The organism is Paraburkholderia caffeinilytica, from assembly GCF_051027425.1.
Taxonomy (GTDB): domain Bacteria; phylum Pseudomonadota; class Gammaproteobacteria; order Burkholderiales; family Burkholderiaceae; genus Paraburkholderia; species Paraburkholderia caffeinilytica_A.
Map to the genome: position 1 here is coordinate 2,137,924 of NZ_CP186553.1, position 24,537 is coordinate 2,162,460.

The 24,537-nt window shown below is 60.5% G+C and carries 22 protein-coding genes; 5 read left to right on the plus strand and 17 right to left on the minus strand.

Features of this window, described 5'->3' with window-relative positions:
* Positions 1 to 121: 121 nt before the first annotated feature.
* The 4 genes from ACOSV0_RS29995 to ACOSV0_RS30010 form a co-directional block, all read right to left on the minus strand.
* Complete coding sequence (locus ACOSV0_RS29995) at positions 122 to 409, minus strand: hypothetical protein (RefSeq protein WP_434110809.1); 288 nt, start codon at positions 407 to 409, stop codon at positions 122 to 124.
* A gap of 74 nt (positions 410 to 483) precedes the next feature.
* Positions 484 to 1,509: a DNA-binding protein gene (locus ACOSV0_RS30000; protein ID WP_434110811.1), complete on the minus strand. Its 1,026-nt coding sequence runs from the start codon at positions 1,507 to 1,509 to the stop codon at positions 484 to 486.
* 264 nt (positions 1,510 to 1,773) lie between these two features.
* Positions 1,774 to 2,547: an SDR family oxidoreductase gene (locus ACOSV0_RS30005; protein WP_434110813.1), complete on the minus strand. Its 774-nt coding sequence runs from the start codon at positions 2,545 to 2,547 to the stop codon at positions 1,774 to 1,776.
* 50 nt (positions 2,548 to 2,597) lie between these two features.
* Positions 2,598 to 3,440 (minus strand): EamA family transporter, encoded by an 843-nt coding sequence (locus ACOSV0_RS30010; protein ID WP_434110815.1) that lies wholly within the window; start codon positions 3,438 to 3,440, stop codon positions 2,598 to 2,600.
* Positions 3,441 to 3,539: 99 nt separating this feature from the next.
* On the opposite strand from ACOSV0_RS30010, the gene gcvA reads away from it, so the two are divergent.
* A complete protein-coding gene (gene gcvA, locus ACOSV0_RS30015; RefSeq protein WP_434110817.1) occupies positions 3,540 to 4,454 on the plus strand; it encodes a transcriptional regulator GcvA in 915 nt (304 codons plus the stop codon).
* 60 nt (positions 4,455 to 4,514) lie between these two features.
* Here gcvA and ACOSV0_RS30020 read toward each other — a convergent pair whose 3' ends face one another.
* The 4 genes from ACOSV0_RS30020 to betC form a co-directional block, all read right to left on the minus strand.
* Positions 4,515 to 6,119, minus strand: coding sequence for a methyl-accepting chemotaxis protein (locus ACOSV0_RS30020; RefSeq protein WP_434110819.1), 1,605 nt, complete (start codon positions 6,117 to 6,119; stop codon positions 4,515 to 4,517).
* A 340-nt stretch (positions 6,120 to 6,459) separates the two neighbouring features.
* Positions 6,460 to 7,608, minus strand: coding sequence for a porin (locus tag ACOSV0_RS30025; RefSeq protein ID WP_434110821.1), 1,149 nt, complete (start codon positions 7,606 to 7,608; stop codon positions 6,460 to 6,462).
* Positions 7,609 to 7,925: 317 nt separating this feature from the next.
* Positions 7,926 to 8,879: a choline ABC transporter substrate-binding protein gene (locus tag ACOSV0_RS30030; protein WP_434110823.1), complete on the minus strand. Its 954-nt coding sequence runs from the start codon at positions 8,877 to 8,879 to the stop codon at positions 7,926 to 7,928.
* Between the two features lie 40 nt (positions 8,880 to 8,919).
* The gene (betC, locus tag ACOSV0_RS30035) at positions 8,920 to 10,458 is read right to left on the minus strand and encodes a choline-sulfatase (RefSeq protein ID WP_434110824.1); all 1,539 of its coding nucleotides are present in this window, start codon (positions 10,456 to 10,458) and stop codon (positions 8,920 to 8,922) included.
* Between the two features lie 150 nt (positions 10,459 to 10,608).
* Here betC and ACOSV0_RS30040 point away from each other — a divergent pair, with 150 nt between their 5' ends.
* The 4 genes from ACOSV0_RS30040 (at position 10,609) to purU (ending at position 13,246) form a co-directional block, all read left to right on the plus strand.
* On the plus strand, positions 10,609 to 11,523 hold the full coding sequence (locus ACOSV0_RS30040; protein ID WP_434110825.1) for a choline sulfate utilization transcriptional regulator: 915 nt from the start codon (positions 10,609 to 10,611) through the stop codon (positions 11,521 to 11,523).
* A gap of 78 nt (positions 11,524 to 11,601) precedes the next feature.
* Positions 11,602 to 11,901 carry a type II toxin-antitoxin system RelE/ParE family toxin gene (locus tag ACOSV0_RS30045; protein WP_434110827.1) on the plus strand — a complete coding sequence of 100 codons (300 nt, stop codon included), beginning with the start codon at positions 11,602 to 11,604 and terminating at the stop codon, positions 11,899 to 11,901.
* A 3-nt stretch (positions 11,902 to 11,904) separates the two neighbouring features.
* Positions 11,905 to 12,204 (plus strand): addiction module antidote protein, encoded by a 300-nt coding sequence (locus tag ACOSV0_RS30050; RefSeq protein ID WP_054038720.1) that lies wholly within the window; start codon positions 11,905 to 11,907, stop codon positions 12,202 to 12,204.
* A gap of 166 nt (positions 12,205 to 12,370) precedes the next feature.
* Complete coding sequence (purU, locus tag ACOSV0_RS30055; RefSeq protein WP_434110830.1) at positions 12,371 to 13,246, plus strand: formyltetrahydrofolate deformylase; 876 nt, start codon at positions 12,371 to 12,373, stop codon at positions 13,244 to 13,246.
* Between the two features lie 84 nt (positions 13,247 to 13,330).
* Here purU and ACOSV0_RS30060 read toward each other — a convergent pair whose 3' ends face one another.
* The 9 genes from ACOSV0_RS30060 to ACOSV0_RS30100 form a co-directional block, all read right to left on the minus strand.
* Positions 13,331 to 14,188, minus strand: a complete 858-nt coding sequence (locus ACOSV0_RS30060) for a glycine betaine ABC transporter substrate-binding protein (RefSeq protein WP_434110832.1) — start codon at positions 14,186 to 14,188, stop codon at positions 13,331 to 13,333.
* Positions 14,189 to 14,337: 149 nt separating this feature from the next.
* Positions 14,338 to 15,582: a 2Fe-2S iron-sulfur cluster-binding protein gene (locus ACOSV0_RS30065; RefSeq protein ID WP_434115886.1), complete on the minus strand. Its 1,245-nt coding sequence runs from the start codon at positions 15,580 to 15,582 to the stop codon at positions 14,338 to 14,340.
* Between the two features lie 33 nt (positions 15,583 to 15,615).
* Complete coding sequence (locus tag ACOSV0_RS30070; protein WP_434110834.1) at positions 15,616 to 16,926, minus strand: aromatic ring-hydroxylating oxygenase subunit alpha; 1,311 nt, start codon at positions 16,924 to 16,926, stop codon at positions 15,616 to 15,618.
* A gap of 73 nt (positions 16,927 to 16,999) precedes the next feature.
* Positions 17,000 to 17,776, minus strand: a complete 777-nt coding sequence (locus ACOSV0_RS30075; protein ID WP_434110836.1) for an electron transfer flavoprotein subunit beta/FixA family protein — start codon at positions 17,774 to 17,776, stop codon at positions 17,000 to 17,002.
* Positions 17,773 to 18,951, minus strand: coding sequence for an electron transfer flavoprotein subunit alpha/FixB family protein (locus tag ACOSV0_RS30080; protein WP_434110837.1), 1,179 nt, complete (start codon positions 18,949 to 18,951; stop codon positions 17,773 to 17,775). Before ACOSV0_RS30080 ends, ACOSV0_RS30075 begins: the two co-directional genes overlap by 4 nt.
* A gap of 4 nt (positions 18,952 to 18,955) precedes the next feature.
* Positions 18,956 to 20,869 carry a (Fe-S)-binding protein gene (locus ACOSV0_RS30085; RefSeq protein WP_434110839.1) on the minus strand — a complete coding sequence of 638 codons (1,914 nt, stop codon included), beginning with the start codon at positions 20,867 to 20,869 and terminating at the stop codon, positions 18,956 to 18,958.
* Between the two features lie 2 nt (positions 20,870 to 20,871).
* Positions 20,872 to 22,935, minus strand: coding sequence for an FAD-dependent oxidoreductase (locus tag ACOSV0_RS30090; protein ID WP_434110841.1), 2,064 nt, complete (start codon positions 22,933 to 22,935; stop codon positions 20,872 to 20,874).
* 37 nt (positions 22,936 to 22,972) lie between these two features.
* On the minus strand, positions 22,973 to 23,509 hold the full coding sequence (locus ACOSV0_RS30095; RefSeq protein ID WP_434110843.1) for a DUF5943 domain-containing protein: 537 nt from the start codon (positions 23,507 to 23,509) through the stop codon (positions 22,973 to 22,975).
* Positions 23,510 to 23,558: 49 nt separating this feature from the next.
* Positions 23,559 to 24,530 carry a dipeptidase gene (locus ACOSV0_RS30100; RefSeq protein WP_434110845.1) on the minus strand — a complete coding sequence of 324 codons (972 nt, stop codon included), beginning with the start codon at positions 24,528 to 24,530 and terminating at the stop codon, positions 23,559 to 23,561.
* Between the last annotated feature and the right edge of the window lie 7 nt (positions 24,531 to 24,537).

The window sequence follows — 24,537 nt, forward strand, 5'->3', positions numbered from 1 at the left end:
GATGATCGCGCCCGGGACAGAAATTATCTTGGGGAAACCGGCAAGCTGGAACCCGGTTGAAGTCGCTGCGATTATAGCAGCGTGCTCTGTTAAAATTGTTGATAATTTATCTTATGTCAAATTAAACAAAATCCTTGGATACCCGCTCTCCCGCCTGACTACGCGTCCAATCCTTACCATCCCACGCATTACCCCCGATTCTGGAATCGTTGCTGATAAAGTGCGGCCCGCCAAGCTGCCCGGAACATTCGACAGCACCATAGAAAACGTCCGCGCAAGGCGGACGTTTCTCTCTCGACGGTTCGGAGCGATCCTCGCGCCGTAACATGTGTTTAACCCGCTTCGCGGGGTCTTTTTCAGGTTTTGCCATGCGTCTGTTCATCTGGTTTTGCAGCAGGATCTTCGGCAAACCCCGCGATCCCGATCACCTCGAATAAAAGGCTCACGCAGAAATCGACCAGCCCACAGACCGACGTTACAGCCTCAGGATGCTGCTCGCTTCTTCGTCCCGGCCTTGGCTGTGACGTGGCGAGGCTGACTAGCCTCAACCGAAGATTGCGCGCGCTTTTTTGTGCTCGCCTGATGCGTCCTGGCGGTTGCCAACTGCGACCTTAATACGCTGAGTTCCGCGACGTATCCGGCGTTCGAATCGCGAAGCGCCACCAGACTTCCCTCCATGACACCGGCTTGATGACGCGCGTCGCCAAGCTGGACCTGCAACGCCTGGATTTCCTCCCGGTGTCGATTTTCACGTTGCTCCGCCCGACGCGCGGCTGCCTCAAGTTCATTTTTGGATCGCGTACTCGCAACCCGCTCGTGCTCGATCTCAAGTAACGCCCGCTTCTCGGCCGCGCGCAAACGCTCTTCCGCAAGCTCGGCGCTACTCCGCAGTTTGTCGAGCTCACTCGAAAAATCCGTCCTCGCCTGCACCAGTGCCCGGTCACGCGCGCCGATCTCGTCCTGCTGACGCGCGAGTTCAGTCTCGAGCGACTGACGCGTCGCCTCCGCTGCAGCCTGCGCCTGTTCGAGTTCCTGAATTCGCACCTGTGCCGCCAGCAACGCGCCGGTGCGCTGCTCAAGCGCCGTTTCGGTCCGCGCGAGTTCCCCCTGTAATGACGTTACTTCGTGGCGCGCGCTCAACTTTTCCGCCTCGGCGTCATTGCGCAGCGTCTCGAGCGCCGCTTGCGCCGATGCCGCGGACTTCGTCCACAGCGCCGCGATCAACTCCCCGGCTGCCGCCTGCAACTCTGCCGGCAAATCGGGATGTTCGATCCGCACCCTGCTCTTCTCGCGCAACTCAACCCAGAACTCGCCGAGCACCTGAGTCGGCGTACTCATACTGCCGCGCTTCACCAACTGATACAGCCGGTTCGCGGTCGGCGTAATGCCGAAGCGGAAGAACAGCAGCGCGCAGACCTCGCGATACAGCTCGCGGGTTTTGGGGAATTCGGCCTTCAGCCGGTCGATTTCGCCGGCGAGGCGTGCTTCATCGGTCAGGGAGTCGGACATGACGGTACCTCATGGAATTGAGTAAATAATATAACGTAAACCGTCAAATATCCAATCAAATGACCAAACCTCCCTTCGTCGTGATGTAAACGGCGCAGATATCTTGTGGTTGAGGGTATTGGGGAAAGGCGGCAGGCAAGGAGCGGCGGATGCCGGCTACCAGGCAGTGATGGCGGAGCGCCCGGCATACCGTCGCGTACGCGGAAAGCCGGCACTTGGGGTGGCGCGTCGCCGAGGCAAAGGCCCCGCGCCACACCCTGCTACTCACTTCCCGCCAGTGACATCGAGGAACGTGCCGGTGATGAAGGAAGCCTCGGCGCTTGCCAGCCATAGGATCGCCCGCGCAACCTCTTCTGGTTGACCACCTCTTCCCATGGGGATCGAGTCTTTGACGCGGTCCACCCGCCCTGGCTCTCCACCGCTAGCATGCATGTCCGTGTAGATGTGTCCAGGGCGAATGCAGTTGACGCGTATCCCATCCCGTGCGACCTCCTTGGCGAAGCCGGTAGTGAATGTCTCAAGAGCGCCCTTCGATGCAGCGTAGTCGACATATTCGTTTGGACTGCCGAGCCGGGCCGACGCCGATGAGATGTTGATCACGGAGCCGCCCCGTCCATTGTGACGATACGACATGCGCTTCACCGCTTGCTGCGCACAGAGGATAGGGCCGATCGAGTTGACCGCGAAGATACGCCGCATCCGCTCGAATTCGAGATCCTCTAACCGGGACTGCGGCGCAAGTACCGCGGCGTTGTTCACCAGTACATCGATCCGGCCGAACTCGTGGTCGATCGCGGCGAATAGCCGGGCGACCTGCTCTGGATCCGCGCTATCTGCGCGCACGGGCAGAGCGCGGCGCCCAACAGCTTCTACATCGGCCGCCACCGCGAGGGCGGCTGACTCGTTGGAGACGAAGCTGATCGCCACATCGTAACCTTGTGCAGCAGCGAGCCGCGCAGTCGCCGCGCCTACGCCGCGGCCGCCACCGGTTATCAGAATGAGTGGCGCCTGCGGGACACTGTCTGGAGTCCTTGGCATATATATATTCCTTGAGAAAATTCATAACGAATCCATCCTGTCGGGCAACGTCAAAGCCCCAAACAAACCGCCCCACCCGCGACGATCACGCACGCGAGCCAGCGTTTTCCACTAACCGTTTCTCGCAGAAATCCACGCCCGATCAGCACCGCGAACACCACGCTGGTTTCGCGCAACGCCGATACCGCACCCATCGCGCCCGACTGCAGCGCCCATATCACGATGCCGTACGCCGCGATCGACACGAGGCCGCCGACGAGCGATGAGCCGATTGCCATTGGCGCCGCCTTTACCGGCATCCACAGCGCCGCGAGCCCACGCGTTGCAACGAACAACACCGGCATCAGCCAATAGAACAGGAACATCCACGCGGTATAGGCGAGCGCCTCGCCACCGGATAAACGCACGCCGATGCCGTCGATCACGGTATAGATGGCAATGGTTACGCCGGTCGTCAGCGCAGCCAGCAAACCCGCACGCGACAAGTGGCCCCTCTCCAGCGCGATCGCGATGATGCCCCCCGATATCATCGCGATCCCGAGCACGTGCAACGGGCCAATCGCCTCACGCGCGAAGAGCGCCGCGCCGAGTGTGACGAGCAGCGGCGACGAACCGCGCGCGATCGGATAGGCCTGCGCCAGATCGTTGCGGCGGTACGACCGCACGAGCGTCACGTTGTAGACGATATGCACGAGCCCCGATGCGACGATGTACGGCCAGGCCGCGCCGGCCGGTAACGGTGCGAACAGAATCACGACCGTGGAGACCGCCGCGATGGCGATGCTCATCCACGTCATGGACAGCAAGCGGTCGCCGTTGCCGTGCAGCATCGCGTTCCAGCTCGCGTGGAGCAGCGCGGCGAGGAGGACGAAACCGCCGGTATAGCTGAGCATGCGGGTCCTGGAGAAAGAGTGCAGCAAGAAGGATATCTATCTTGTGGCGCGCTAACAAACCAGATAAATTGCCATTTCGCGTTAGATAAACTATTTCGAATGAAACGGGTACTGCCTCCACTCAATGCATTACGTGCCTTCGAGGCCGCAGGCCGGCTAGGCAGTTTCAAGGAAGCCGCCACGGAATTGCACGTGACTCACGGTGCGGTGAGCCAGCACGTGCGGCTGCTCGAGGAGTGGCTGGGCGCTCCGCTATTTGAACGGCACAACCGCCGCGTGGTGCTCACTGCCGCGGCGAAGGCCTACCTGGAGGAAATCGGCCCCGTGTTCGAGCAGCTCTCGCAGGCAACCGCCCGATATGGCGTCCCTGCAACGCTCTCCCGGACACTGTCCGTGAACGCGCCCGCAACGTTCACGTTGCGCTGGCTGGTGCCGAGACTGGCGAAATTTCGTGTCGAGCATCCCGACGTGGACGTCAAGGTGGAGACGTCGAACGAGCCGGTGGAGAGTCTGAAAGATATCTATGACGTCATCATCCGGGGCGGTCCGGACACGTTCTATGGCTATTCGATGCGGCCTTTTCTGTCCGAAGAGAGACTCCCGGTCTGCAGCCCGGCACTGTTGCAGAAACTGCCGCTTAGGATGCCAGACGATCTTCATCAGCATACGTTGCTGCACACATCGAGTCTGCCGCGACTCTGGCCGGACTGGCTGGGGAGCGCACAGATTTCTGCACTCCGGCCGGCTGCCACCCTCACCTTCGATCACTTCTATCTGACGTTGCAGGCTGCCATCGACGGCATAGGCATCGCGATGGGACCGACTGCGCTTGTATCAGACGACCTTGCCGCCGGCCGGCTTGTCGCGCCGTTCGCCGGCCCTCGTCTACCGTCCCGGAGCTATTGCACTTACGTTCCGGATGGAAGGTCCGCAGATGACGTGGTCGCGCTGTTCCGCTCATGGCTCGAACGCGAGGGGACGCATTCACAAACGGAGGCGGCCCCCTCGACGTGAGCTCACTGAGCGCTATCGGAGCAGGGGCAATCGCGAACGGGGACAGGTCGTATTGTTGTGCTAATGCAGTTCGAGCGCCGGCGTTAACTTTCCCGACGCAGCGGTGAGCGCCCCAACGGTATGCGCGACCCTGAACACAGAAACGGCGTCTTTCAGCCTTGTCGCCTGTTCCTCGAGCGACTGCGCCGCCGCTGCGGCCTGTTCAACCAATGCCGCATTCTGCTGGGTCACTGCGTCCATCTGACCGACGGCCTGATTCACCTGCTCAATGCCACGGCTCTGCTCTTCAGACGCAGCAGCAATTTCACCGACGATATCCGAGACCTGTTTGATGGCCTGCTTGACCCGCCCCATGGTGGCGCTGACTTCTGTTGCCTGCTTCGCGCCACCCTGAATCATCGTCACGGACGAGCTGATCAGTTCCTTGATTTCCTTGGCCGCGGCGGCAGAGCGCTGAGCCAGGCTTCGCACCTCGCTGGCAACCACAGCGAAGCCTCGCCCCTGTTCGCCGGCGCGTGCGGCTTCGACCGCTGCGTTCAGCGCAAGGATGTTGGTCTGAAAAGCAATGCCTTCAATGACGCCGGTGATTTCGGAAATCTTGCTTGAACTGCCGCTGATCTGCTCGATGGTTCCGACCATGGCCTGAACCGAGTCGTTACCGGTGTCGGCCATATCCGTCGCGCTGGTCGCCAGCGCATTCGCCTGCCGGGCATTGTCGGCGTTCTGCTTCACCGTCTCGGTCAACTGCGTCATGCTGGCAGCGGTTTCTTCAAGCGACGCCGCCTGTTCCTCGGTGCGCGCAGACAGATCCAGGTTGCCGCTTGCGATTTCGCGCGACGCGACAGTAACGGACTCGGTTGACGTTTTGATTCCGCGGACCGTATCGGTAAGCTTGCCGTCCATGGTTCTGAGTGCTTCGAGAAGCTGACCGAACTCACCTTGCGAATCCACTACGACCTGATTCTCAAGCTCGCCGTCCGCGATATGGTTCGCTATCTCAACAGCCTTGTTGAGCGGACGCGAGATCGCACGCAGCAGATAAAGCGAGATGCCGATAGCAACCACAATACCGGCGACAAGAAGCGCAATCGCGATCCAAAGGGTCGTCCTGAACGTCGCACCGCTGTCGATGACAAATTCCTGAGCCTGAGCCAGATTCAGCGTCGCGTCTTCATATAACGCCGCTGCCAAAACATCGCCGTGTGTGGCTGTCGCATCGACCAGGGGCGTCGCCGCGTCGTAGTTGCCGGCAGTGAACGCAGCCACCGCCTGGTCACTCGTGCCCAGCATTAACTGCAAATTGGTCTTGATCCTTTCCGCAATCTCGAGCTCCTTTGCATCGGAAACGCCGCTCGGATAATAGTGGTTCCATACCTGACTGATGCGCGCCTCGTCACGGTGAATTCTATCAATCGACAGCTTTGTTTTTTCCTGATCGCGATACACCTGGATTCGCCGCAACTGAAGGCGAATATCTGAAACGGCCTCGCGTAGCTCCGACAGATCGGCAATCGGGACGGTGTTGCCGGTGTACCCGTTAGTCACATTTGCATTGACTCTGGAGAGCCCCAGTATTCCAAACAGGCCGATCGCAGCCATGAAGATCACGCACAGACCAAACGCGAGAATGATCTTGAACCTGATTGTCTGAAAAAAATTACCCATCTCGCGCCCGCTCAAAAGTGGCACCCGGGTTTGACTCGGCAAAACTCAAAGCGAGAGTGCCGATATCCCGGGTGAATACTTCGGTATACGGCTATGCGCTTTGACTGCTTCAGTAAACCCGTTGTACGGATTTCCTGAATTTAATGTAGGGATATACCTAGCGTATTGTTTTCAGACGCCGGGGAATTTTCTGTAAGGATTTGAGACTTGAGGAACTTGATGTAAGCGAGTGGCGGAGCGAATGGAATGTCTTGCCAAACTTACAGGAGGATATTGAACGGCGTGATGAACGCGAGCGGCTCCCGTACCCGGAGCGCCGCCCGCGTCAATAGACTGGAGACTAGAACGAATGCCGCATGCCGATCCGCACATCGGACTGCGTATTCGACGACGACGGCGTGAAGCTGTAGCCGATCACCGCATTCACGCCATCCGACGCACGCAGATAGTCGCCGGAAATATAGACATCGGTACGCTTGGACAACAGGTAGTGCAAGCCGAGCGAGCCCTGATTCCAGTGATTGCCTTCGAAGTTCGTGTGCTGATAACCACCGTAGAGCGACAACGCGGGCGTGAAGTTATACGAGGCGCCCGCTTCATAAACCTGCATGTGCGAGGTCTCACCAAAGCCCTTGATCGTCGTGTAGGTGAAATCGCCTGTGAGCATCAGGTTGCCGATCGTATAGGCGGCGCCGATCGCAAACGCACCTTGCTTGTCCACCGGGAATGCCGACGAGCTATACAGATCGGTCACGGCGCCGGTGGTTGCATCGACAGAAACGGTCGGCTGGCCGAGGAAGGTGCGCGTGCCGAGCATCGCGTACGGGTCGAACGCATAGATGCCGAACGGATTGTTCAACTGCGTATACGCCACGCCCATGTTGAACGGACCGTGGTCGTAATGCGCACCCACGCTCCAAGCGCTCTTCTCATGGAAGTCGCCGGCAGTATTGCCGAACGAGTACATGCCGCCAAAAGTAAAGCCGGAAAAATCGTTCGACAGGAACTTCACCGAGTTCGGCAGACGGTCGCCGTTCATCCGGTCGAAGTCGCCCTGGTGAATTGCGTAGCCGCTCGCCCACGCGGAGATGTTGTACAGAAAAACGAACTCTTCAGTCATATCGAGTTGATTACCGAACGAGAAAGTCCCCCACGAGTTCTTGATCCCTACATAAGCCTGGCGTCCGAATTCAGCACCGCCGAATCCCAATTGCCCGTTACCCAGGTGAAAACCCGATTCGAGTACAAACACCGCTTGCATACCGCCGCCGAGATCTTCCACGCCTTTGAAGCCGATCCGGTTGCCGTACGAAATGCCGTCGTCGAATTTGAACTGATGTGCACCGCCGGCATTGTTCACATAGGTGATGCCTGCGTCCAGAATCCCGTACAGGGTGACGCTGCTTTGTGCATGGGCCGCCGTCGGCACGCATACTGCGCTTGCCGCGAGGGCGAGTCCCGAAAGACTAACGGCATTTTTCTTCTTCATCTAATTCTCCCCTGCTCTTTGCCTGCGTATTTCGTTGGATAAAGCGATCCCTGCCGCGCGCGCTCTTCCAACGCGCGGCGCTTCTCGCATGACGGGCAGTTCGAAACCGGCTGAGACTGATTGAAACGAATTGAAGCTCACTCGCGCAGACCAAGCCGACTAATGCTGACTAAGCTGATTGAAGCTATCGGCACTGCATACGATCATCTGGCATGCCTGCATCGACGGAACAAGAATAAGGGTCCAGATTTATGAGGATTCGACCGGATGCGACATGAATCTGTCGAGTAGCGACCTCGAAGCCAGGATTGCGGGGCTTATTTCACGCCGAGTGCGGTTTGAACCGCTTGCAAGCCGTTGCCGCCGCTGGCGGTGTTCACGCCATCGAGCCATGACTTCAACAATTCGGGGTGGCGCTTGAGTGCTTCGGTGGCAGCCGCATCGACGCCGGTTTTCTTTTCCAGTACTTCAGTGATCACGCCGTTTTCCAGATCGACATTAAACGTGAGTTGCCTGAACAGGCGGCCGACATTCGGACATTGCTCGGCGTAGCCGCTGCGCGCAACGGTATTGACCGTGGCGCCGCCGTAGTTCGGCCCGAAGTATTTGTCGCCGCCGTCGAGGTAGGTCAGCTTGAACTTCGTGTTCATCAGGTGCGGTTCCCACGCCAGGAACACGATCCATTTCTTCTCACGCACCGCGCGCTCGACCTGCGTGAGCATGCCGGTTTCACTCGATTCGACCAGCTTCCAGCTGCCGAGCCCGAAGGCCTTGTCGTCGACCATCTTTTTGATGTTCTGATTGGCCGGCGCCCCTGGCTCGATGCCATAGATCTTGCTGTCGAACTTGTCGGCATTTTTCGCGAGGTCGGTGAATGAATGCACGCCCGCGGCCGCCACATAGTCAGGCACCGCAAGCGTGAACTTCGCGTTGCTCAGATTCGGATGCACGACCTCGATCGATTTTTCATCCTCGAACGGCTTGACGACCGGTGCTTGCGCCGGCATCCAGTTGCCGAGAAACACGTCGATCTGCCCTTTCTTCAGGCCTTGATAGGTAATCGGCACCGACAGGTTCGAGACATTCTGATGGTAGCCAAGCGCCTTCAGCAGCACGCCCGTCATTGCATTGGTGGCGTCGATGTCGGTCCAGCCCGGCCCCGCCATGTTGACCTGCGTACAGGACTGCGGTTCGGCAGCCGCGGCAAAGGTGGTCGCCGCGCACAGCAACGCGACGCCGGATACAGCCTGTTTGAAGAGCTTTTTCATCATGTCGGCTTCCTGTAGGTGGGATGAATCGTAAGCGGAGATCTCAACGCGTCACAGCGGGAAAACGTGCCATCGCTTCGAGCGTGTCGAGATCGATGTGATTGCGCATGTAGCGCTGGCTCGCATCGACATGCGGTTGCCAGTCCCATGACGCGACCGCGCCTTGTGTCGTGGCCTCGAAATGGAAGTGACGGCGACGCTGGCTTTTCAGCACTTCGTTGTGCAGTGCGGTGAGGTCCCAGCGCCGTGCGATCTCTTCACGAAACGATGCGACCTGCGATGCGTATTCAGCACGCGCTGCGAGGTTCTCGCGTTCCAGCGGATCCGCTGCCACGTCATAGAGCTGGTCAGGATCGGCTGGCGCGTGAATGAACTTGAAGCGTCCGCGTCGCAGCATCACAATCGGCGCTATAGCGCCTTCCGCGAGATATTCGCCGATCGCTTCGTCGTGACCGCCGTGAGTGCCTTTCAGATGCGGCACAAGACTTTGACCGTCGAGTGAATCCGGCCAGACAGCCGGCTGTTCGCCGCGCGCCATTTCCACCAGCGTGGGCAGCAGATCGAGATGCGAGACCGACTCATGCACACGGTGCGCGTCGAACTGCTGCGGTGCATGCACGATCAGCGGCACGCGGCAACCGCCTTCAAAGAAAGTCATCTTGTACCAAAGCCCGCGCTCGCCAAGCATCTCGCCATGATCGGACGTCACCACGATAACGGTGTCTTTTGCGAGCCCGGACTGTTCGAGCGCATCGAGGATCGCACCGAACTGGTCGTCGACGTAAGAGATCGCGCCGTAATAAGCGCGCCGTGCGTTGCGGATCTGCTGGTCGGTGGGCGGCGTGCGGTCGGTTTCGCACACATGCCGCAAGCGCTTCGAATGCGGATCGGCTTCATCGAATGAGTCGCGATGCGCGGGCATCTCGATGTCTTCGTTCGCATACATGTCCCAGTACTTTTGCGGAATCGCGTACGGGTCGTGCGGATGCGTCAACGAGGCGATCATACAGAACGGCCTGGCGTCTTTGCCGGCATGCCGCTCACGCGCGATATCGAAGAGCTTCTGGCGAGTGGTAAACGTCACTTCATCGTCGAAGTCGAGCTGGTTCGTGCGCACGCAGGGGCCTGCGTCGATCACCGAGCTCATGTTGTGGTACCACGTGGGCCGCGTTTCGAAATCGTCCCAGTTCGGCGTCCAGCCAAAATCGGCGGGATAGATATCGGTGGTGAGCCGTTCTTCGAAACCATGCAGTTGGTCGGCGCCGCAGAAATGCATTTTGCCGGACAGGATCGTGCGATACCCTTCAGCGCGAAGATAGTGTGCGAACGTCAGTGTTTGCGACGGAAATTCTGCTGCATTGTCATAAGCGCCAATCGCCGACGGCAATTTGCCCGACAAAAACGAAAACCGCGACGGTGCACATAGCGGGCTGGCGCAATACGCCGAGTCGAATACCACCCCCTGCTTCGCAAGGCGATCGAGATTGGGCGTTTTCGTTAAACGATGCCCGTATGCGGCAAGCGCAAACGGTGTCATCTGGTCGGCCATCAGAATAAGGATATTCTGTTTCGTGTCATGCATTGGAGCGAGCCTCGAATAGAATCGCAAATAGGGGTGCGGGGGTCGTTGCAAGCGGAGCAGCCGGCGCGCCGGGTCCGCATGACACCACTATTGCCGGTCAATTCGCGGCTGTGAAGACGGCAAATCGTTATACGCCTATAAGGGGGCCTTATGTCGAGGCAGGATCGGTTACCGCCAATGCAGGCGTTGGCGATGTTCGAATCCGCCGCGCGTCTCGCGAGCTTCACCGCGGCTGCACGCGAACTGGGTTCGACGCAACCGGCTGTCAGCCAGCGCGTGGTGCAACTCGAAGAAGCGCTCGGCGCACCGCTGTTCGAGCGCGGGCATCGCGGCGTCACGCTAACGGAAGACGGCGTACGTCTCTTCGAAGCGGTGCGCCACGCCCTCGACACCATCCGCCTCGCCACCGCCGAGATCCGCGCGCGGCGCACGCCGCAAACCCTCACGCTCTCCACCGACTTCGGTTTCGCAACCTATTGGCTGATGCCGCGCCTGTCGCAATTCAAGGCGCTCATGCCGGACGTCGACGTCAAGATCATCACGTCGCAAAACGTGTTCGAACCGTCGCACGATCAGGCGGACATTGTGATTGCGTTCGGCGATGAGAATGCGGACTGGACCGCGCGAGGCGCGCTCAAACTATTTCCCGAGCGCGTCACCCCGGTGTGCAGTCCGGCGTTTCTTGTAGCGCATCCGCAGTTGCGTACGCCGTCCGATTTGACGAGCTTGCCGCTGCTGCATCTCGAGCCAACGCAGCCGGCCCGCTGGCTGTCATGGGCCGACTGGTTCACGGCGCAGGGTCTCGATGCACCCGCCGCGCATCGGGGCATCACGTTCAACAGCTTTACGCTCGTGGCCCACGCAGCGATCATGGGCCAGGGCGTCGCGCTCGGCTGGGCGCCGCTGGTCGACGAATTGCTCGCCACAGGGCAACTCGTCGAACCGTTCGATACGCCCGTGGTCACCGAGCGCGGCTATCTGCTCGTCACGCAGCGCGCGGCGACTCCGGCGGTCAGCGCATTCCGCCAATGGTTGCTCGGAGAATGTGGGCTCGACGTCGAATGACGGAATCGCCTCAGAAAAGTGCGGATGAGCCGTGAACCCCAGTTGACAAAAGTGTAATCCATGGATTACACTTTTTGAATGTTGAATATCCGCACCACAGAGACATTTGACGCCTGGTTCGATGGCTTGAAAGACCGGATCGCCAAGCGTCGCATTCAGGCCCGCATCGACCGTCTGGCGATGGGCAACCCCGGTGACACGAATTCCGCAGGCGCGCCGATTACCGAACTGCGGATCGATCACGGTCCCGGCTATCGCGTCTACTACGTACAGCGCGGCGCAGTTCTGGTGATCCTGCTGTGTGGTGGAGACAAGTCGACTCAACCCGCAGATATCAAAGCCGCACACAAGATGCTGGCGAACCTTGAATCGGAGTGAACTATGGAGAAGATCAAAACCCGGCAGTGGAATTCGGCCGAACACCTGAAGACCGAAACGGATATGGCTGAATACTTCGAGGCCTGTCTGCTTGAAGGCGGTGACGACCCTGCATTCCTCGCGCATGCGTTGGGTGTAATCGCGCGTGCGCGTGGCATGGCGCAGCTCGCCCGCGACACCGGAATCTCTCGCGAGGGTCTGTATAAGGCGCTGTCCGAAGATGGCAATCCCAGCTTCGCGACGATCATCAAGGTGATCCGCGCCCTCGGTCTGGAGTTGCACGCGGCGCCTGCCCACGCCTGAGATTGATTTGTGCCTGGGGCGCGCCACCCCGCCCCAACCTCACCTGACGTTCCCGTTCCATTGCGACGGCGTTTAGCTTCTATCCCCGCGCACCGCTGATTTGCTCTACTGCGATGATGCATGCCGCGTCCCGCGGCGTTGCCCTATCGCCTCAAGTGGAGAGTGCATGTCTGCCGATTCCCGTCCCGATCAACTGGTTCTCACTGTCGCGTGTCCGAGCGCGGCGGGCCAGGTCGCCGCCGTCGTCGGCTTTCTCGACCGGCACCATTGCTATATCGACGAACTGACCGTTTTCGACGACGACCTCAGCGAGCGTTTCTTCGTGCGTTGCGTGTTTCATGGTGTCGACACCAACGAAACCCTGCATATCGCGGCACTGAAACGCGAATTCGAATCGATCGCCGAACGCTTCCAGATGACATGGGCCATACATGACGTCGGCATGCGGCCGAAGGTGCTGATCATGGTGTCGAAACTCGAACACTGTCTCGCCGATCTGCTGTTCCGCTGGCGCATGGGCGAGTTGAAAATGGATATCGTGGGCATCGGTTCGAACCATCGCGATTTCGAACCGCTCGCGCAGCAGCACGGCTTGCCGTTCCATCATCTGCCGATCAGCGCCGATACCAAACCTCAACAGGAAGCGCGTTTGCTCGACCTGTTCGAAACATCCGGCGCTGAGTTGATGATTCTTGCGCGCTACATGCAGATTCTGTCGGGCGAGACCAGCCGTGCGCTCGCGGCCCGCGCGATCAATATTCATCATTCGTTTCTGCCTGGCTTCAAAGGCGCAAAGCCTTATCACCAGGCGCACGCGCGCGGCGTGAAACTGATCGGCGCAACCGCGCATTTCGTCACCGACGACCTCGACGAAGGTCCGATCATCGAGCAGGTCGTGGAGCGCGTCGATCACTCATACAGCCCGGAGCGGCTGCTTGCGACGGGGCGCGACGTCGAGTGCATCACGCTTGCGCGAGCCGTGAAAGCGTTTATCGAACGACGTGTATTCATCAACGGCGACAGGACTGTCGTGCTGCAATAAAAAAACGCCGCTGAAATAGCGGCGTTTTTTGTAGAAGTTGCCGCTCATCAGAAGCGGCAACGCTCATTCTGGTGAAGCACGAAGTCACTTCACCCAGCTATCCACACGGTCTCCATGCGCGCTGATCCACGCATCGGCGGCCGCTGTCGGCTTCTCGCCGTTTTGCGTCGCCAGCATCACGCTGTCGATCTCGCCCGGCTTCCATTGGAACTTCTTGAGGAACGCAACCACCGGCGGCGCCTTCTTCTCCAGTTCAGGATTCACGACACTATCCACGTGCTCCGCTTCGCCGAACACTTTCTTCGGATCGTCGAGGAATTTGAGCTTGTACTTCGCGAACATCCAGTGCGGCTTCCAGCCCGTTACGATGATCGGCTTGCTTGCCGCTTCCGAACGCGCCAGTTCCGCCGTCATCGCGCTGCCCGAACTCGGCATCAGCTGATAATCGAGCCCGTATGCCTTGATCGCTTCGCTGGTTTTCTGCATCACGCCCGCGCCGGCATCGATACCGACAATGCGCGAGCCGAATTCCGTCTTCTTCGCTTCCAGATCGCCCACGCTCTTCACGTCGGCGTTATCCGGCACGATCAGACCGATCTTCGCATCGTTGAAGTTGGGACCCAGGTCGACAACTTTATCCTTGAAGTTGTTCCAGTACGCGCCATGCGTAATCGGCAGCCATGCGGACAGCGTCGCGTCGAGGTCGCCACGCGCCACGCCTTGCCACATCACGCCGGCCGCGACCGGCACGAGTTGCACCTGATAGCCGAGGCGCTTTTCGATCACACGTGCGGCAACGTTCGACGTTGCCACGCTGTCGTCCCAGCCTTCCACGTAACCAATCTTGATCGTCGGCTTGGTATCGGCCGACACACCCACGCTGCTCGCCGCCAGCGCCGCGCTCATCGCGCTCAATATCAGTATCTTTTTGACCAGTCTCATCGCCGTTCTCCCGTTCGCCGTCCAAACTACCCATTGAGCATTTAGAATCGCCAACCAGAATTGCCGGGTAGCGTCGTTTTCCGACATCCAGTTGTCCGCAGGCGACTTCGACTGCGAGTCCTGGTCGTAATCCCGCCCCCGCTCTTGTCTTACTTATCGACCACGAGGTCACTCAACGGCTTGCTGCAACACAGCAGCACCATGCCCTGATCGATTTCGCGCTGACGAATGCCGCCGGCGTGTTTCATGGCGACTTCACCCGACACCAATTTCACCTTGCAGGTGCCGCACATGCCTTGCGTGCACGACGCAGGAAGTCGCACACCGGCTTTTTTCGCCGCGTCGAGTACATGCTGGCCGCTGCCGCATTCGATCTCCCGATTGCTTTTGGCGAAGCTCACCTTGAACGTTGTGTCCGTTTCGAACGGCACCTGCGCGGGCGTGAAACCGGCCGCCTGTTCACGCGCTTCGGCAAAGCTCTCGGCAGTGGCTGTCGGCGCTTGCAACGCATCCGCGACATGCGCGGTCGTCAATTGCGCGGCCACCTCGCCGATCGTCTCGAACGAGAAGCTTTCCTCGTGATAATGGCTACGGTCGAAGCCGCCCTCATCCAGCAGATTGCGGACGGCCTGCATATAAGGCGCAGGACCGCAGGTGAAAATCTCGCGATCGAGAAAATCCGGCGCGATGAGCTTAAGCAGGGGCAAGCTCAGAAAGCCGGTGACGCCGGGCCAATTGGTCCGCGCACCAAGCCGTTCACAAACAAACGCGGTGCGAAAATTACTCTGATTCGATGCAATCAGATCGAGCTCGCGCGCGAAGATGATGTCGTCCGGCGTGCGGGCGCTGTGCACGAACACGATATCGCTGTCCTCGCCGAGCTCATGATGTGCGCGGCTCATCGACATCAGCGGCGTAACGCCCGAGCCTGCCGACAGGAACAGAAACTTGCGCGCCGGATGCCGCGCACAGGTGAACTCGCCGGCCGGCCCCAGCACGCGAACCTGCGTACCCGCGTGCAGATTGTCGTGCAGCCAGTTCGACACCTTGCCGTCCGGCACACGCTTCACGGTGATGGAGATGGTGTGCGGACGCGTGGGCGGCGAAGATATCGTATAGCAGCGATTTACCGCCTCGCCGTCGATCTCCAGCTCCAGCGTGATGAACTGCCCCGGTTCGAACACGAACGCCCGCCCGGAAGGCGCGCGAAAGAAAAAACTCTTGACGTCATGCGTTTCCTGACGAACCTGGCAGCACACCAGCGTCTCGTCGGTATCGCTGTTCCAGCGCGCCGGCAATGCCTCCCAGAAACGCGGCTGCGTGACACGGCTTGAAGTCTCGAGGTTTGGATCCGCCTCGGGGCTTAGCCGAAACATCGCCTGATCGCGCATCATCATTTTCTCCCGCTCCTGGTTGCGGTATCGCGCTCAGCGCATGAAAGACACGACTTTTTCGCCGTGCGAAACCGGTGCATCGCCGGCATCATGGGTTTGGGGCGCATTGCTGTACTCCGCAATACGGCCGATGTACCACTCGCAGAACTTCTCGACGAGACCTTCCGTGAACGGCGAATACGGGCCCGGCTCATAGGCGCTGCTGGTCGCGCCGCGTTGCGAATACTCCACAAGCGCACGGTCCTGATCATTGGTCGCGCGCCACACGGCCGTGAGATTGCTCACGTCGTAATCGATGCCTTCGCGTGCATCCTTGTGAACGAGCCACTTTGTGCGAACCAGCGTTTTTCCCGCCGACAACGGGATCACCGAAAAGCTGACGATATGGTCGCTCATGAAGTGATGCCACGAATTCGGCTGAGTCCAGAACGAGAGACCGCCGAGATCGGCCTGCTCGAAACCGCCGAGCAGCTTCTTCGAGGCGACCTTTGCATCCATGGTCTGCGATTCGCCATCGCGATCGAGCGGCAGGCGTTGCGTGCGGAAACCCGTGACCATATCGGCCAGACGGTCGATTTCCGCGGACGGCAGTTTCATCGCCTCCCATTGCGCGGTGCGGCGCGCCACGGTCTCCTCGAACGCCGCCATGCCTTCCTCATTGGCAGGCGTGCGTTGATAACCAAAACCGTATTCATAGAGCGAAATCGTCAACTCGGGATGGTTCGCGACGCAGTGATAGCACTCGCGATTGTTCTCCATCGTGAGCTTCCAGTTGCCCTCTTCGATGATGTCGATCGATGCCGCGACCTTGCAGCCGGCGAGATCGTGCGGCAACAGATACGGCTCCATCGCGGCGCGCAACACGGCGAAGTCGGCCGGCGGTTCGTCCGCGAGACAGATAAAGATCAGACCGGCGAGATTCTGGAGGTGCACCGCTTTCAGGCTGTGCTTGCAGCGGTCGAACTGCTCGCCCATATGCTCGGCGAACATCAGGTCGCCGTTCAGGTTGTAGGTCCAACTGTGATACGGGCACACGATATTGCCGAGCGAACCCTTGTCCGTATTGCACAAACGCGCGCCACGATGGCGGCAGACGTTATGGAACGCCCGCACCTGCATGTCGTCGTCGCGTACGATCAGGATCGAATCGTTACCGATTTCCACTGTGATGTAGTCGCCCGGCTCAGGTACATCCGGTTCCACCGCGACCTGAATCCAGTGCTTGCGGAAAATCGCCTCCATATCGAGCGCGAAAATCTCGTCGCCCGTATAAAACGGCGCTTCCAGCGTGTGATTCTTTTTGCGGCGTTCGATCATTGCGCGAACGTCTGCCGAAACTTTCATTGTGTGCTCCGTTGCATGTCACGTCTGGCGCTGCGCCAGGCCCTCCTGGTCGCATGCTCGCCCGAACCGGAAATCAGTAATCCACGAGTTGATGCTCGCGCAAATACGCGAGGATCACTTGTGCTTTTTCGACGGAACTCCCTTCAATTACGACGCTGCCGCCGCGGCTTTCGGTCGTCGTCGCCGAGAGCATGCGGGCGTGGCCGGAGCGCTTTTCGGCGGCGGCGAGACGCACCGGTTTGGCGGTCGCGGGACGGGTCGTCCAGGCGAGATCGTCGAGGTTGCCAGGTGATTGCGCCGCGACCGGACGGATCGTGCCCTCGCGCAGCCTTGCATAGGCGTAGCTCGGGGCCGCATTGGCCATGGGATGCACGGCGATCAAAGCCGGCAACTGCACTTCGACACGGCGGCGCAAACCCTTCGGCATAAATTGCCGGACTTCCGCGCAGCCATCGCGCAGCGTCAGATCGACTGCGGCGCCGACCAGCGGCATGTCCAGCGCACTGGCGACGCGATACGGCAGCATGCCGCTATCGAAGGCGCCTTCCGCGCGGGTGCCGGTCAATACGAGGTCGTAACCGCGCAGACGCGCGGCGAGCGGCGCTATCGCGTCGCCTTGCAATTCAGGCGTCGCGGACACCTCGAGCACTTCGACAGTGCGCGCGCCTAGCGCAAGATATTCCGTGAGCGCCGGATTCGACGGATCGCCCGCGTGCAGCACGTCGAGCGTCGCGCCATGCTTTTTGGCGAGCGAGAGCGCGATTGTCAGCGCGGCGGCGTCGTTACGGCTGTAACGCGCCGTGCCGCTCACCGGGTGCCGCCCCACGGAAACCAGTACGGCGATTTTCATGCAAGCGCTCCTTCCACAACAGCCGTCGAATTCAATAATGCAGCACCGGTACCGCGTGCCGAACGCGCGGCCGCCGCGGCTTCGTTCAGCGCCGCGATCGTTTCCTCGGCGTCGGCGACGACGGTCAAGTTCGCTCGCTTGGCAATCGGCGCGCTGGCGTCGAGATTCACGGCGATCACGTGCCGGCAATCCTTGATGCCCTGCAGATGCTGAACCGCGCCGGAAATGCCGAACGCGATATAGACGCTCGCTTCGACAGTCTTGCCGGTGGCGCCGATCTGCTTGTCGCGGGTGAACTTGCCGTCGTCCACAGCAACACGGCTTGCGCCGATCGCAGCGCCTAACGTCGCCGCAAGACGCTCGAACGCGGGCACATCGCTCACGCCATTGCCTGCCGAGACGATGAAATCCGCTTCCTCGAGCGCGAGCTGGGCGGCGTCGATTTCCTCGATGCCCAGATCGCGCACGATGCCTTTGGACGAAGCCGGTTCGCCATCGAAGCGCCACACCACCCGCTCACCCGCGCCGACAAACGGCAATTTCGGATCGACCGCGTTCGCTGCCAGCAGAACGACCTCCGGCAGCGCTCGCGCGGCGAACGCCGTATTCGTCTGAATATAAGCTGCGACATGAGCCGCGTCGATCTCGACCACGTGCGTCGCGACGCTTGCATTCGCGGCTGCCGCATAACGGCGGCCGAGGTCACCGTCGCCGGTAGCGTTGTCGGGCAGGAAAACGTGCGCCGGTGCATAGGCTGCGATGCATGCGGCCAGTGCGTTCAATTCGTCCAGCGGCGCGAAAACGCGGCGGTCGAACATCGGCAACTCGATCAGCTTGTCGGCGCCGAGTGCGGCGGCGTCGCCGCTGAACTCACCAAATACGAGCAGTACGACTTCAGTTGTCGCGTCCGCGATCAGCGCGGCGGCGGCCAGCGTCTGGCGCGCGTGATCGTCCAGCGCGCCGCGGTCCGCGTGGGCGGCCACCAGTAGTACACGTTGCGGCGTCGCGGTCGTGCGGCGCGGTTTCACTTGCTCGCGATGCGCCGACGCCGTCGAGCCATGCGCGGCAAGTTCCATCGAGCCGGCCACGCCCGTCATACCGAGCGTGATGCGCTTGAGCCCTTCGGCCGTGATGGTGAACGGCCGGCGCGGATCGATTCGTTTGAGATTGTTCATGGCGTTACTCCAGCGCCGCTGCAACCAGTTCGGCAACGTCCAGTACTTCCGGACGCGGGCCGACCACGCCTTCAAGCATCGCCGTGCAATTCGGGCAGCCCACCGCGACGATCTCCGCGTTGATCGCGCGGGCGTCGTCGATACGGATATCCGGAATGCGTTTTTTCCCGGGAATATCGGTCAACGGTGCACCGCCGCCACCGCCGCAGCAACGTCCACGCATGCCATTGCGTTCCATCTCGACCACCTTGATACCGATGGATTTCAGCAAACGGCGCGGCGCTTCCGTTTCACCGTTATAGCGGCCCAGATAGCACGGATCGTGATAGGTGATCTTGCGGTCCGCAAATGCGGCGACGGCCTTTGGCGACAGCTTGCCGCTCGACACCAGTTCTTCGATCAGCGCCGTATGATGCTGGACCTCGTAAAAGCCGCCGAGCGCGCGATATTCGTTGCGCAGGCTGTGCAGCACGTGCGGATCGGCGGTCACGATCTTGCCGAACGAGTACTGCGACAGCGTGCCGATCAGCCGTTGTGCGAGTTGCTGGAAGGTCGCTTCGTCGCCGAGACGCCGTGCTGTATCGCCGGTATCGGTTTCGACGCCACCGAGCACCGCGTAGTCGATCCCGGCCCGATTCAGGACCTTGATCAGTGCGCGCAACGTACGCTGATAGCGCATGTCGAACGCACCTTCACCGGCGATCAACAGTACGTCCACCGGACGTCCCGGTTGCGCAACCTGAACCTGCAAATCCACTGCCCAGTCGTAACGCGCACCGATGTCGTAACCGTTCGAACTGCCAGTCTCACGCAGATTGGCGAGCGTGATCGGACCTTTACCCGGCACCGTGCCTTCAACCAGCGTCTGGTTGCGGCGCATATCCACGATCGCGTCGACGTGTTCGATCAGCATCGGGCATTCCTGCACACAGGCGCGGCAGGTGGTGCACGACCACAGCGTGTCCGCTTCGATCAGGCTCGACACGAGCGGCTTGCCCGGCGCACCGCTATGCTTGCCGACCGGAATGCCCGGCGTCGGGCTGCCGGCATAAGCCTCGTCCGTGCCACCCACCATGCCCGTGACCAGATCCTGAATCAGCTTCTTCGGATTGAGCGGCTGCCCGGCGGCAAACGCGGGGCACGCCGCCTCGCACTTGCCGCATTGCACGCAGGCGTCGAAGCTCAGCAACTGGTTCCAGCGAAACTCCACCGGCTTGCCGACACCGTATTCTTTCGCGTCGAGCAGCGGCGCCTTCAGCGCGGTCGGCGGTACGACGTCATTGTCGTTGTGCCCGGCAAACCGCTCCTGACGCGGATGAAACGCAAGGTGCAACAGACCGGCGAGTGCATGCTTCATCGGACCGCCGCGTGCCGCGCCGAACGTCATCGTGAACGCGCCCACCGCGATCAGCAACGCGACGATGATCGCCAGCGCACCCGACATCGCAGCAGCCGGCAATGCGATGAACAGCGCCAAACCGAGCGCGAACGAGCCAAGCAGCAGCGGCAGATGATCCCAGGGCCCGCGCGAGAGCCGTGCGGGCACCGCCTTCGCACCATGCCGCCGGCGCCAGACGAACACCGCGCCGACCAGCATCACCAGTGCCGCGAGAAAGATCAGCTTGTCGAGCCACGGCGAGTAGATGGCGAGGCCGTAGTTGACGAACACCAGCGCCATCGCGAGGATCGCTCCGCCCGCAGTCGCCACGTGTGTCTTCGCGATGTACGGGTCGCGTGCAACCACATGGTGCAGGTCGACGAAATAGCGCTTTGGAATCGACAGCAGATTGGCCCAGCCGTACGCACCCGCCGCCGTGGCGCGGCCTTCACGCCAGTAGGCAGCGCGTTTGGCGAGCGCGAACGCAAGACCCGCCACCGACAACCACAGCAGGACGGTGATGACAAACACGGGGCTCATCGTCAGAAATCCTTGCAAAGGCGCAGCGCGTCGTAGATCGCGCCGTGAATGTTGTGCATGGAAATGCAGTCGCCGACGCGGAACAGCAGGAAGCGGCCGTTACCGAGTTCTTCGCTCAACGACGGTTGCGGCTCGGAAGCGAACAGCTTGTGCACGTCCACCTGACCACGATTCAACGACTCAGGCTTGAGCTTCCAGTAGAGTTCGTCGTTCGGCGTGCTGCCGTTTTCGATCACCACCTGATCGACCGCGCGTTCTTCCTGCTCTTCGGTGTACTCGTTGCGGATCACGGCGATCTTCTTGCCGTCTTCCTCATAGACCTTGTCGAGCCAGTAGTTCGGCGTATGGACCACGCCTTGTGCATAGAGACGGCGATAGAAGATCGGGAACGTGGTGCCGCCTACGTCGTCGGCCACTTTCACGTCAGGTGTCACGATCTCGACGTTCGAGCCGCGGCTCGACATGAAATCGGCCACACCCGCACCGGCATGCGTGCTGACGCCGTCGTAAACCAGCACGTTCTTGCCTGGTTCGACCTTGCCCGACAGCACGTCCCATGAACTGACCGCGAGCCCTTCTTCGACACCCCACGCTGCCACTTGCGACGTGAACGACGAACCGCCCGTGGCCAGCACAACAATGTCCGGCTTCTCGGCCATGATGGTTTTTTCGTCGGCGGCGACACCGAGACGCCGATCGACGCCGAGGCGTTTCGTTTCCATATCGAACCAGCGCACGATGCCTGCCATCTGCTCGCGCTGCGGCGCTTTGGCGGCCAGCATGATCTGCCCGCCGACGTAATCGTTCTTCTCGAACAGCACCACGTCATGACCGCGCGACTTCGCTACGCGCGCCGCTTCCAGTCCGGCCGGACCTGCACCGATCACGACCACCTTGCGCTTCGGCCCACGCGTCTTCGCGATCACGTGCGGCATGGTTTCTTCACGCGACGTCGCGGCGTTCTGCACGCACAGCACGTCGAGCCCGTTGTACTGGCGGTCGATGCAATAGTTCGCGCCGACGCATTGCTTGATCTCGTCTTCGCGACCGTCGCGGATCTTGATGACCATATGCGGATCGGCGATCTGCGCGCGCGTCATGCCGACCAGATCGACCATGCCGCTCGCGAGCAGACGTTCTGCCTGGCCCGCATCGCGAATGCTTTGCGCGTGCATAACGGGCAGTTTCACCACCGACTTGATGCCGGCCGCGAGATGCACGAACGGCTCGGGCGGCAGCGCCATGGGCGGCATGCAGTTCGCCAGCGTGTTGTGCGTATCCGCACCGGAACCGATCACGCCGAGGTAATCGATCAGGCCGGACTCGCTCATTGCCTGAGCGATCTCTTTCAACTGTTCGTGATCGAGCCCGTCTTCATGGAATTCGTCGCCGCACATGCGCAGACCGACGCAGAAATCCGCGCCCACCGCTTCGCGCACGGCCTTCAGCACTTCCGTGCCGAAACGCAGGCGGTTTTCGAGCGAACCGCCCCATTCGTCGGTGCGGAAATTGGTGCGCGGGCTCCAGAACTGATCGATCAGATGCTGGTGCGCCGCTGAAATTTCGATGCCGTCCATGCCGGCATCTTTCACGCGCTTCGCGGCGGCCGCAAAGTCCGAGATGATCCGCCGAATCTCTTCCACTTCGATGATCTTCGCATTGCCGCGGTGCACCGGCTCACGCACGCCCGAAGGCGACATCAGATGCGGCCAGTGCTCGCCATGAAACGCCGAACGGCGGCCCATGTGCGTAGCCTGAATCATGATCTTCGCGCCGTGCTGATGCATCGCTTCGGCGAGTCGCGCGAGCGGATCGATGATCTTGTCGGTCGAGAGATTCACCGACTTCCACCAGCCTTGCGGACTGTCGATCGATACCGGGCTCGAGCCGCCGCACACGGCGAGGCCGACGCCGCCCTTGGCCTTCTCTTCGTAGTAACGGATATAACGGTCGCCGGGCAAACCACCCGGTTCCGCATACACCTCCGCGTGCGCGGTGCTGACAATGCGGTTGCGCAACGTCAGTTTGTTCAGCGTGAGAGGCTTGAAAAGGTTCGGGTAACGCATCGCGATCGACCTCGGAATGGATAGGCTTTGTGCGTTTTTACGACGCGAGCGGCGAGACTTCGAACACGCAGTGATCGTGGCCTTCAGCCGCGCAGCGCGCTTCCTTCGAATGGGACGGCGGACCCTTGCGCTGTCCGTCCGGCGCCGTGTCGTTGACCCAGTCCATCGCGCCCGCGAACCAGCCGGCGAACATGTAGCAAAGCTTGCCAACCTTCCCCGGTTGCGCAAGCACGAACGACGAGTGATGCAATTCAATGCGGGCACGCGAGCTGGACGGATCGGCTTCCGTGATCGTGAAGAGCCCCCAACCACGTTGCGAGAGGCGGTTCAGGTAATGCTCGAACACCGCCATGCCGGCAATACCGTGCTGTTTCGCTTCCTTATCGCACCAGAAATACGCTGACTTGTAGCCGGCTTTGTAGAGAATCTCGGCATACGTGTCGATGCCGAGCGCTTCTTCAACAGCGGTGTGATTGTTCGTGAAGAAGTGACGCGGCACGTAAAGCATCGGCAACGCGTCGGTGGTCCAGACGCCGGTATTCGGATCGACGTCGATAGGCAGTTGGGGTTGCATGTGGGACTCCGTTTTTATAGATTCAGGTTCGGTTTCAGTGAGTGGGGAATCAGACCTTCCACACTTCGCCGAACACACGTACCCAGTTTTCGCCCATGATCTTCTTGATGCGCGTTTCGCTCCAACCGGCGCGTTCCATCGCGGCCGTCAGGTTCGGAAACTCGCCGATCGTGCGAATGCCCTCCGGATTCACCACCTTGCCGAAGTTCGTCAGTTGGCGATAGCGGCCCTTGTCGTGCGTGATCCAGTCGAAGAACTCCGTGCTATAGCCTTGCGTGAAGTCCGTGCCAATGCCGACCTGGTCTTCGCCGATCAGGTTCACCACGTATTCGATCGCTTCGATATAGTCTTCGATGGTTGCGTCCGGACCGCGCTTGAGGAACGGCGCGAACATCGTCACGCCGACGAAACCGCCTGCGTCCGCAATCTCTTTCAGTTGCTCGTCGCTCTTGTTGCGCGGGTGCTCTTTCAACCCCGACGGACAGCAATGCGAGTAACACACCGGCTTGTTCGACGCGGCAATCGCTTCGGACGAGGTCTTGCCGCCCACATGCGAGAGATCGACCATGATGCCGACGCGGTTCATCTCCTGAATCACTTCACGGCCATAGCCCGACAGACCGCCGTCGCGCTCATAGCAGCCCGTGCCGACCAGATTCTGCGTGTTGTAGCAAAGCTGGACCACGTTCACGCCGAGGTCCTTGAAGGCCTCGATATAACCGAGGTTGTCTTCGAACGCATGCGCGTTCTGGAAGCCGAAAATGATGCCGGTCTTGTTCTCTTTCTTCGCGCGGAAGATGTCGTCCGTGGTGCGCACGAGCGTGAGGATCTCGCCATATTCGCGGATCTGTTGCTTCATCTCGGCGATGTTGTCGACGGTCTTCTGGAAGCTTTCCCAGACGGACACCGTGCAGTTCACCGCGGTGACGCCGCCCTTGCGCATGTCTTCGAACACCGAGCGCTCGAACTTCGAAATGTTCAGACCGTCGATGATGATGCTGTTGTCGTGCAGAGTGCTCATCGTTTGC

Coding starts and splice junctions, on each gene's coding strand:
- ACOSV0_RS30000 (WP_434110811.1), bottom strand. CDS start 1,509: ATGTCCGACTCCCTGACCGATGAAGCACGCCTCGCCGGCGAAATCGAC.
- ACOSV0_RS30005 (WP_434110813.1), bottom strand. CDS start 2,547: ATGCCAAGGACTCCAGACAGTGTCCCGCAGGCGCCACTCATTCTGATA.
- ACOSV0_RS30010 (WP_434110815.1), bottom strand. CDS start 3,440: ATGCTCAGCTATACCGGCGGTTTCGTCCTCCTCGCCGCGCTGCTCCAC.
- gcvA (WP_434110817.1), top strand. CDS start 3,540: ATGAAACGGGTACTGCCTCCACTCAATGCATTACGTGCCTTCGAGGCC.
- ACOSV0_RS30020 (WP_434110819.1), bottom strand. CDS start 6,119: ATGGGTAATTTTTTTCAGACAATCAGGTTCAAGATCATTCTCGCGTTT.
- ACOSV0_RS30025 (WP_434110821.1), bottom strand. CDS start 7,608: ATGAAGAAGAAAAATGCCGTTAGTCTTTCGGGACTCGCCCTCGCGGCA.
- ACOSV0_RS30030 (WP_434110823.1), bottom strand. CDS start 8,879: ATGATGAAAAAGCTCTTCAAACAGGCTGTATCCGGCGTCGCGTTGCTG.
- betC (WP_434110824.1), bottom strand. CDS start 10,458: ATGCATGACACGAAACAGAATATCCTTATTCTGATGGCCGACCAGATG.
- ACOSV0_RS30040 (WP_434110825.1), top strand. CDS start 10,609: ATGTCGAGGCAGGATCGGTTACCGCCAATGCAGGCGTTGGCGATGTTC.
- ACOSV0_RS30045 (WP_434110827.1), top strand. CDS start 11,602: ATGTTGAATATCCGCACCACAGAGACATTTGACGCCTGGTTCGATGGC.
- ACOSV0_RS30050 (WP_054038720.1), top strand. CDS start 11,905: ATGGAGAAGATCAAAACCCGGCAGTGGAATTCGGCCGAACACCTGAAG.
- purU (WP_434110830.1), top strand. CDS start 12,371: ATGTCTGCCGATTCCCGTCCCGATCAACTGGTTCTCACTGTCGCGTGT.
- ACOSV0_RS30060 (WP_434110832.1), bottom strand. CDS start 14,188: ATGAGACTGGTCAAAAAGATACTGATATTGAGCGCGATGAGCGCGGCG.
- ACOSV0_RS30065 (WP_434115886.1), bottom strand. CDS start 15,582: ATGATGCGCGATCAGGCGATGTTTCGGCTAAGCCCCGAGGCGGATCCA.
- ACOSV0_RS30070 (WP_434110834.1), bottom strand. CDS start 16,926: ATGAAAGTTTCGGCAGACGTTCGCGCAATGATCGAACGCCGCAAAAAG.
- ACOSV0_RS30075 (WP_434110836.1), bottom strand. CDS start 17,776: ATGAAAATCGCCGTACTGGTTTCCGTGGGGCGGCACCCGGTGAGCGGC.
- ACOSV0_RS30080 (WP_434110837.1), bottom strand. CDS start 18,951: ATGAACAATCTCAAACGAATCGATCCGCGCCGGCCGTTCACCATCACG.
- ACOSV0_RS30085 (WP_434110839.1), bottom strand. CDS start 20,869: ATGAGCCCCGTGTTTGTCATCACCGTCCTGCTGTGGTTGTCGGTGGCG.
- ACOSV0_RS30090 (WP_434110841.1), bottom strand. CDS start 22,935: ATGCGTTACCCGAACCTTTTCAAGCCTCTCACGCTGAACAAACTGACG.
- ACOSV0_RS30095 (WP_434110843.1), bottom strand. CDS start 23,509: ATGCAACCCCAACTGCCTATCGACGTCGATCCGAATACCGGCGTCTGG.
- ACOSV0_RS30100 (WP_434110845.1), bottom strand. CDS start 24,530: ATGAGCACTCTGCACGACAACAGCATCATCATCGACGGTCTGAACATT.